7 protein-coding genes, 1 tRNA gene and 2 pseudogenes are annotated in these 8,141 nt (G+C 51.2%); 3 read left to right on the top strand and 7 right to left on the bottom strand.

Translation table 11 applies throughout. The features are described from left to right. Positions 1–185: 185 nt before the first annotated feature. The 4 genes and pseudogenes from P3X23_RS06695 to P3X23_RS06680 form a co-directional block, all read right to left on the bottom strand. Positions 186–425, bottom strand: a pseudogene (locus P3X23_RS06695) (transposase); the annotation flags it as partial. 74 nt (positions 426–499) lie between these two features. Further along, a tRNA-Pro gene (locus P3X23_RS06690) sits at positions 500–573 on the bottom strand. A 38-nt stretch (positions 574–611) separates the two neighbouring features. Next, a complete protein-coding gene (locus P3X23_RS06685; protein WP_300874500.1) occupies positions 612–1,496 on the bottom strand; it encodes an alpha/beta fold hydrolase in 885 nt (294 codons plus the stop codon). After that, the gene (locus tag P3X23_RS06680) at positions 1,497–2,246 is read right to left on the bottom strand and encodes a creatininase family protein (protein ID WP_300874497.1); all 750 of its coding nucleotides are present in this window, start codon (positions 2,244–2,246) and stop codon (positions 1,497–1,499) included. It lies immediately after the preceding gene. Between the two features lie 486 nt (positions 2,247–2,732). On the opposite strand from P3X23_RS06680, the gene pgsA reads away from it, so the two are divergent. Then, positions 2,733–3,239, top strand: coding sequence for a CDP-diacylglycerol--glycerol-3-phosphate 3-phosphatidyltransferase (pgsA, locus tag P3X23_RS06675; protein ID WP_300874495.1), 507 nt, complete (start codon positions 2,733–2,735; stop codon positions 3,237–3,239). Here the strand turns inward: pgsA and P3X23_RS06670 are convergent. Continuing rightward, positions 3,224–4,882 (bottom strand): alpha/beta hydrolase, encoded by a 1,659-nt coding sequence (locus tag P3X23_RS06670; RefSeq protein ID WP_300874494.1) that lies wholly within the window; start codon positions 4,880–4,882, stop codon positions 3,224–3,226. The two genes, pgsA and P3X23_RS06670, sit on opposite strands and share 16 nt — an antisense overlap. 244 nt (positions 4,883–5,126) lie before the next feature. Between P3X23_RS06670 and rpiA the strand changes: the two genes are divergently transcribed. Beyond that, positions 5,127–5,837 (top strand): ribose-5-phosphate isomerase RpiA, encoded by a 711-nt coding sequence (rpiA, locus tag P3X23_RS06665; protein ID WP_300874493.1) that lies wholly within the window; start codon positions 5,127–5,129, stop codon positions 5,835–5,837. 307 nt (positions 5,838–6,144) lie between these two features. Next, positions 6,145–6,663 (top strand): annotated as a pseudogene (gene cas1 / locus P3X23_RS06660) (CRISPR-associated endonuclease Cas1); the annotation flags it as partial. An 88-nt stretch (positions 6,664–6,751) separates the two neighbouring features. Here the strand turns inward: cas1 and P3X23_RS06655 are convergent. Together P3X23_RS06655 and P3X23_RS06650 are read right to left on the bottom strand one after the other, a co-directional pair. Beyond that, positions 6,752–7,672 carry a 5'-nucleotidase gene (locus P3X23_RS06655; RefSeq protein WP_300874491.1) on the bottom strand — a complete coding sequence of 307 codons (921 nt, stop codon included), beginning with the start codon at positions 7,670–7,672 and terminating at the stop codon, positions 6,752–6,754. After that, positions 7,656–8,141 (bottom strand): glycosyltransferase family 9 protein (locus P3X23_RS06650; RefSeq protein ID WP_300874489.1); only part of this gene is annotated, 486 nt, incomplete at its 5' end. The genes P3X23_RS06650 and P3X23_RS06655, both read right to left, overlap by 17 nt.

Raw genomic sequence — 8,141 nt, 5'->3', positions numbered from 1 at the left:
CTAATACCAGATTAAACTATAGATATTTTCATAATACACTACAAAAAGCAAAATCCTTGAATCCTACAACAAAACTTAACATTCTAAGCCTACGTCGAGCGGATGCGAGAGGCCACAAGTCGCTCTGGCTAACCATCAAAGCGCCAATACTCTATTCTAGCTTGTGTGGTGTTAGCCATACATCACTAACTGAGTTCGAGTTGAAAATATCTGAACTTATCTAACTGTCTCCTCCCAAAGTGCTCCGCTATATCCACTAGCTCTAAAATTAAATACGCAATCAAGACTATGTATATTTAGTTGACTATCCCATGCAAACTCTTCGTCATCAACCGCTCCAACGATAAGTGCATTTTCAGAAATTTCCATAAATTCTCAATCGCCCACCGCTGTCGATACAGTTCAGCAACTTCCAGCTCGCAAAGCCTCTATCCATTATCACTATGGCATTCTCAGGAATCATGTCTATTACTTTCCCTTGAAAACACTGTGTATAAAATCGGAGCGGCGGGATTTGAACCCACGACCCCCACTACCCCAAAGTGGTGCGCTACCAAGCTGCGCTACGCCCCGCTAAGCTTTATTAATATAACACGAGTTTAGGGAAGATTCTAGTTGGTGACGGACGTCTTTCCCAGCCATTTCAAGATATAGGTATTCACCTGCTCAGGTGCTTCATCTTGGGGACAATGGCCAACCTCTGGCAAGGCAATAAACTCCTGCACACAGGGAAATTGAGCCAGCTTCTGACCTTCGTCAATTGGTTCCCAAGGGTCGGCGGCACCCCAAAGGAAATAGGTGGGGCAGGTAATCTGCGGTAGCAAGTCTTCAGGTAGAGGACCTTGAGAGTAACGGACAAAGGCTAAAAAAACATCGGCAGCTCCCGTATCTTGAGCAGGGGTCAGCAGTATCTCTACAAGCTCATCAGTAACAGCGCTAGTCTTGGCGTAGGCTTGATGGAGAATGCGGCGCACGGTATGGGGTTGGGCAATTTGACGGAAGAAGTAGGTGCCAAGGGTGCGGTTCCCCAAAAGTCGCTGGAGTAGTGCGGTTCCCCAACGGCGATGCCAAGGGAGTTGCTGTCGCTTGCGGTCGTGGAGCTGACGTAAAGAGCAGTTGAGCAGGATCAGGTGACTCACCCACGCGGGCTGAAAAACAGCGGCTTGTAAGGCAACCACACAGCCAATGGAGTTGCCAATGAGAACTGCGGGCTGGCCGATGATTTCATGGCAAAAGTCTAAGACCAAGGCTGCCCAGGTCTCAAATGTGTAGGGAACAACTGAAGGGGAGGGTTTGGCGGAACCACCAAAGCCCAGTAAATCAATGGCATAGACTGGATGGTGAGCGGCAAGGACAGAAATGTTTTTGCGCCAATGCAAGCTCGAGGCACCAAAGCCATGAATCAGAAGGAGGGGAATGCCCTGCGTCCCTTGATGCCGATAGAGAATCGGGTAATCTTGCCAATGCCACGTTTGCGGTGTAAGGGGAGGTGTCATTTAGTCGGCTTGGAGAAATTGACGGTAGCGATCGCTCAACTCCTGAACAGCCCGCTCATAAAATTGCTGTCCATGCCCAGGGGTGGCCAAACTGGAATCTGCCCCTACACGGCCATCGGAATAGCGGCGGCGAAAATCTACAGCACCGTAAATGGCATGGCCGGTATTGACTTCGGGGTTAAGGGGTACGCACTTAATGGCTTCTGGGTAAAGAAATTGGGTAACCGCGACTTCACTGGGGGTAGCATGGGAACCCTCGCGATCGCCATACAATTCTCGCGCCAGTTGTATCACTGAGCTACACATAAACCAGTTGGCCAATTCACAGCGCACTTGATCCGCTGCTGGAATGTGCAAATCTGCCAAGACCGCATAGGTTTCAGCAAAGGCTGCCTTCACTGTGGCGATATTGCCGCCATGACCATTAATGAAAAAGAAGCGTTGAAAACCTGCGCGTACCAAACTCACAACATAATCGCGAATGACCAGAATCAAGGTACTCGGGCGCAAGCTAATGGTACCGGGGAAAGCCGTATGGTGTAGAGCCATGCCTATGGAAATAGTTGGGGCAACAAGGGCGGCAGTGGCTTCTCCTACCCCTTTAGCGATCGCTTCAGCACAGAGGGCATCGGTACCAATTAAGCCCATAGGACCATGCTGCTCCGTGGAGCCAATGGGAACAATCACCCCCTTGGAGGTGTTGAGATAGGCTTCGACCTCTGGCCAAGTATGTAAATGGAGTAGGGGCATCTCTGTCTGCTATCAAGAAAGCGCACAAAAGTGCGCACCGTTCTCTTCCTGTCCCAAACGTATTCGTATCTGACAGTTTCCAGAAGCAGACTACAGTCTGCTTTTGGTAAACGTCACTTTCCAGAGGCAGTGCCGCCGTTGCCGGACGGACTCGCCACGGGCAGAGCAGTTGCGGTTGCCAGCCGTTTCAGGTTCAACGCGGCATTGAGGTTGCGGTCATGGTGAATCCCATTTCCGGTTACTCAACGCCAGCGCATCGTCTTTCCAGCCACAGACCGAGCATCGCTTACTGCTTGAGAACCAATGGTCAGCAATGACCAACCGGGTTCCCTAGCGTTTGGCCTTGTACTCAATCTGCGGGCGGAATCGAGCAAAGCCCACGTCGCTGATAGCACGGGCAAGTTTGCTGTTCGCCTACACACTATCGTACACGATTGTCAATACTAGAGTTTGTCTCTCTCGGAGGGGGTTTTCTTGGGGATAACTATGCCCTTTAATCTAGCCACCAGCATTACCCTTGCTCGCCTGTTCATAGTACCGCTAATTCTGGGCTTGCTCTCCTTCAATGACGCTGTGGTCTATCGCTGGTGGGCGGTGGGGCTGTTTCTGGTGGCTGCCCTCACCGATTGGCTCGATGGCTATATTGCACGTCGTTTCAATCAGGTAACGGATTTGGGCAAGGTGCTTGATCCGCTGGTGGATAAGTTGCTCATCCTTGTTCCTCTTTTAATCTGTATTGAGTGGGGAGAAGTGCCCGCTTGGTCAGTGGCCTTAATTCTCTTTCGGGAACTGGGAATTGCCAGTTGGCGGGTTCAGCAACCGCAAATTCAGGGGGCAAACCTCTGGGGAAAAGCAAAAACGGTCAGTCAGATTGTGGCTGTTGCCCTCCTTTTGGCTCCCTTACCTCCGAGTTGGCAAGGGGGAAGTCTGATTGTCTATGGAGGGGCGATCGCCCTGACGTTAATTTCAGGGGCGCTTTATCTGCGGGGTTGACTCCCAATACGGCCTCCTAGTACTTCCTGCAACTGCTGCGAATGAATGCGATCAACCCAATGGACTTGAAAAGTTGGCCGTGCCACTTGGCTAACAAATGTTTGACTTAAAAAGGGTCGCAACTGCTCATTTTGTTGATTAAACACACCAAAGAAGGCAGCACTGACCCCCTTGAAAAAGGGCTGCGCCAACTGGGGATTTGGGCCAATGAGATCAGCGGGTACTGGCAACACTCCCCCTGCGCTGACCCCCACTGCTGAGAAGTGGGTAGCAGGCACAAGCATTGCCAAATACTTGGGCTGTGCTTGTAACCACGTAAAGGGCAAGACCTGCTCCTCCAGTGGCGGGGCAAAGACATCTTTGCTACTGGAAATAATCAGCGTCGGCACTTTGATATTAGCCATGCCGCGCTCGCCAATGAGGATACTGCTCACTGGATTGACGGCAATCACAGACTTGACCCGTGAATCTACTGGGACAGAGGGAGGATCAGCAAGACCGAGACTACGGCATTGCAGGGGCACTGAGATATTAAAGATAAAGAGATCATTTGCCGCTGCCAGACAACGTTGTTGGACAGCATTCCAGTCAACGGTACCCCCCGCTGCTGCCAGTACCGTAAACCCCCCCATCGAGTGACCAAAAAGACCAACATTATTCGTGTCAATTTTTAGGGCAGGGTCTTTCTGAACAAAAGCCGCCACGGCATCTATGCCAAACTTTAGGTCGAGGGGGCGCTGCGCCCAGTCTTTGGGCAAATTCTCATAGTCTAGGGGCGCCCCTGAAAGGAAACTACTAATCCGACGGGTATCAGAACCGGGGTGAGTGACTGCCAACACCGCCAGACCATAACTGGCTAAGTGTTCTGCCAAGTAGGCAAACGTTGTGCGATCTGAGGCTAACCCATGGGAAATGACAATCAGAGGGGCGGGTGCAGTGATCCCCGTTGGGACATAGAGATCTGCAGGAATTGGCTCTGTGGTGCGATTGGGATTGGTAAATTCGAATGTTTGCTTTTGCCACTGGAAAGGCCCCTTTTGCGCAGGAGTGCGTCCGCTGGCTGGCAGAGCTGTTCGGGGTTGGAGCTGCGCCAGCCGTTCGATAAAGTTTTGAGTACGCTGCTCTTGATTAATTGCACGGCTAAATGCACCAATTGCTTTCAAGCCAAGTTCACCGTTGACTTTCAGACTTTTGCCTGGAAAGGCCTGCAACACCGATAGGAGTGTAATTCCTGAGGGAGAACTGGCCGCAGTTTTCAGGGCTTCCCCTAGAGCTTGACCGCCGTTGACATCATTTTCTGCCCGAATGACTTGGCCGATACGCTCTAAAAAGGCTTGACCAATGGGACTTTTGACAAATTGACTGACGGTTGTCGGCTCTAAGTTCATCCGTGTGGTCAAGCTCTCCCGTAGGTTTGACTCTTGATCAGTAGGGAGGAGGCGAATTAAAAATCTGAGTTCAGGACTTGCATGACCCGTTTTGGCAAATGTGGCAAGGTGGTTGACTTGAATGTTAAATGTGCCAAAGGGCGGATAAACAAGGCTAATTTGTTCGGCAGCGAGGCCAGTATGGGCCCAAAATGTTGCAGCCACACCCAATAGGGGGAGCCACTGCCCTTTTTTCCTTGTGTGCGCGATCGCCATTCCTCACCTATCCTTTTGGTCACTAGCATTATCGTGATTTATGAAGTTAACGGCAACTCCAGTCCTCTTTGGATGGCTGGAGCGCCCTCAAACGGAAAAGGGAGGGGATTGTCTTTCCCGTTTCAGGCAAGAACAGTTCCCTTTCAGGACTGATGGCCTCAAAGAGAGGTTCCCCCGCCGTCAAAAGGTTGTAAAGGACTGTTGCTGTGGTATTGTGCTTTTGGAAAAACAAGGGAGTTCGCCCATGGGTGAGGATGCAATCAAACAGATGAAACAGGCCGTTGCTAAAGCCGCTGCCGATCGCGTGCAGTCAGGGATGGTGGTGGGCTTGGGCACAGGGTCAACCACGGCCTTTGTCATCCAATTTTTGGGCGATCGCCTGCGCAGTGGAGAACTGAGTAACATTGCCGGTGTGCCCACGTCGTTTCAAGCCACTGTCCTCGCTAAAAAGTACGGCATTCCCCTCCTTACCCTCGATGATGTGGAGAAATTAGACCTCGCCATTGACGGCGCCGATGAGGTAGATCCCGCCAAAAACCTGATCAAGGGAGGGGGGGCAGCCCATACCCGTGAAAAAGTTGTCGACTCCCTTGCCGATCAGTTCTTGGTGGTAGTGGACAGCAGCAAACTGGTGCAGAAATTGGGGTCTACTTTCCCTGTGCCTGTGGAAGTTTTGCCCTTTGCCGTAGCTCCTGTTACTCGCGCCCTGAAAGCCCTTGGGGGGCACCCCGAGCTGCGCATGGGGGTAAAAAAAGATGGCCCTGTGGTTACCGATCAAGGCAATCTTGTCCTTGATGTTAAGTTTGACGAAATTGCTAACCCCGCCGAACTGGAGAAAACTATTAACAATATCCCCGGCGTTATCGAAAATGGCCTTTTTGTGAATGTGGCCGATGTCATCCTAATCGGTGAGATTGTGGACGGCCAGCCCTGTGTCCGTGAAGTTTCCGCTTAATCAGCTTCCCCAAAGGAAAGCAATTAATAGATTTCCCTAGTCGTGTTGACTAGGGATTTTTTGTTTCCATTTAATCAGCTTCCCCGAAGGGAAGTAAGAGAATCTTTAATGTAGCCTCTCCCTGAGCGGATTACAACTTGCTCAACAGAGAATTATTCATCACCGTTCATTCTCTGAAACTAATCGCTACCTTTGATATGGGCACGACTCTCTACCTATCGCGGCAGGGCTGCACTGCCTCTCTGAAGGGCGAGAAAATTATTGTGCGACATGAGAAAACCCTTTTCACGCAGCGCAACTTCCTCATGTTGATCTTATTCTGGTTTTCGGTTCCTGCCAACTGACCACTCAACTGATCGGTGCTTGCTTGCAGCGGGGGATTACAATTGCCTATTTATCAAGGTCAGGTTACTGTTATGGTCGCTTGCTGCCTATTCAGCGCAGGCGTCAAGCCTTTGTGGCGCTTCAAGCGCAATTGAGTGATAGCCAAAAACTTTATGTTGCCCAGCAGTTAATTCATGCCAAACTCCCGAACAGCCGTGTCATCTTGATGCGGCACTACCGCCGGCGATCGCCGCTAGAACTGGAGCGAAGGATCAATATCTTGGGGATTTTGGCAAAATGTAGCCTGCATACAGCAACTCTACAAGAACTCCTTGGAGTTGAGGGCAGTGGTGCAAAGTATTACTTTGAAGGCCTGAGTGATTGTTTCCAGCATCCTAAGCTTGTTTTTCAAGAGCGCAGCCACCGTCCCCCCGGCAACGAAATCAATGCTTTGTTGAAGAATTGTGCGATCGCCTACAACGGCGCATTCAGCCTACAGTAGATCACATTCGCATTTATCCCCTCAGTCCCACAGTTCTTGTTCTTGGCAGCGGTCAAGTCCCCCTTGAGCCATCCTTAAGTACCGTTGTTTAATTGCGCACACCAAAGGGAACATGTACCGAGGGAATGGCGCCTGCTGCTGACTGCAGATGGGTGAGTTGATCATCAAAGAAAATGTGCGGCTTGAGTTGCTTGAGAACCCGTACTTTCTCCATACCACCAAGGAAAAAGGTTTCATCGGGCATCACTCCCCAGCTATTTAAGGTCGTCACCACCCGTTCACTCGCTAGGATATTACGGGCTGTTACAATCGCAATCCGTAACAGCCGCTGATAGCTGGCATCCTGCTGCTCTTTGGCCATCTCCAACTGTTGAAAGGCCGCCAGTTTCCTAAACAGATCACTCAATGGCCCCGGATTGTGGGGAATGTTGGCCTTTTGCAGTTCATGGGCATGAAATTGTTCCAAATCCCCCTGATGAAATACCGCCTCGGCTTCATCATCTGCCAGCACGCCGTCAAAGTCAAAAGCAATGCGCAACTCGGCATCCTCTTCATGGTCGGTAATCGGCGAAGGAATGACCATGCCCGCTGGATAGCCAGCTTTGATGGCCTGCTGTACATCTGTTGCATTGGCAGAGAGAAACAGGGACACATTGAAAGCAGGAATGTAGGGATGGGGGGACTTCCCGCCCAAAAATGCTGCACGGGTAATATTCAGGCGATAGTGCTGGATTGAGTAAAAGACGCGCTGACCAGTATCTGGATCATTGCGGGATAGGAGAACCACCTCCACTGGCTCCTGTTCGGGATAGGCGCGATTGAGGTTCAAAAAGCGGCGAATAAAAGGAAATGCTACCCCTTTGGGCAGCACATCGTATTTCCTCTCCCGCTGAAATTGACGGTATTTTTCCGTGCCCTCGTTTTGGAATACTGCATCTGACTCCGTCAGATCAAACAGGGCACTGGAGGCCACGGCAATCACTAATTTGTTCTCAATTGGATACCCCATTGCCGATCCTTGGGTAGCGCGCTTGAAGCGCAGTGCGCAATTGGGCGATCGCCCCTTGCCAATCCTCCCGCTGCGGCTGACGAATTAACTGCGCAGAGGGATACCAAGGCGATCGCGACTGCCGCCAAAGCCACCGCCAATCGGCCACAAAGGGCAGCAGAATCCACAGCGGTTTCCCTAAGGCTCCTGCAAGATGAGCCACAGCCGTGTCAATTGTAATTACTGCATCCAATTGTTGGATTAAAAGTGCCGTATCCAGAAAATCCCCCATATAGGGCTGGCAGTCAATCACCCCCACCTGCTGTAGTTGTGCTGCTTCCTGTGGCGATCGCTCCTTTTGCAGACTATACCACTGGACATCAAATTCCCGCAGTAGCGGTAGGAGGTACTCAAGAGGGCAGGAGCGCCGAGCTGCACTCGGCGTTTGACTGTGGGTTGCCCAGACTAGGCCAATCCGAGGTTTAGGGAC

It is taken from the genome of Thermosynechococcus sp. Uc (assembly GCF_029335995.1).
Taxonomy (GTDB): Bacteria; Cyanobacteriota; Cyanobacteriia; order Thermosynechococcales; family Thermosynechococcaceae; genus Thermosynechococcus.
Note: the sequence above shows the minus strand (reverse complement) of the source record. Positions and strands in the feature narration are given on the sequence as shown.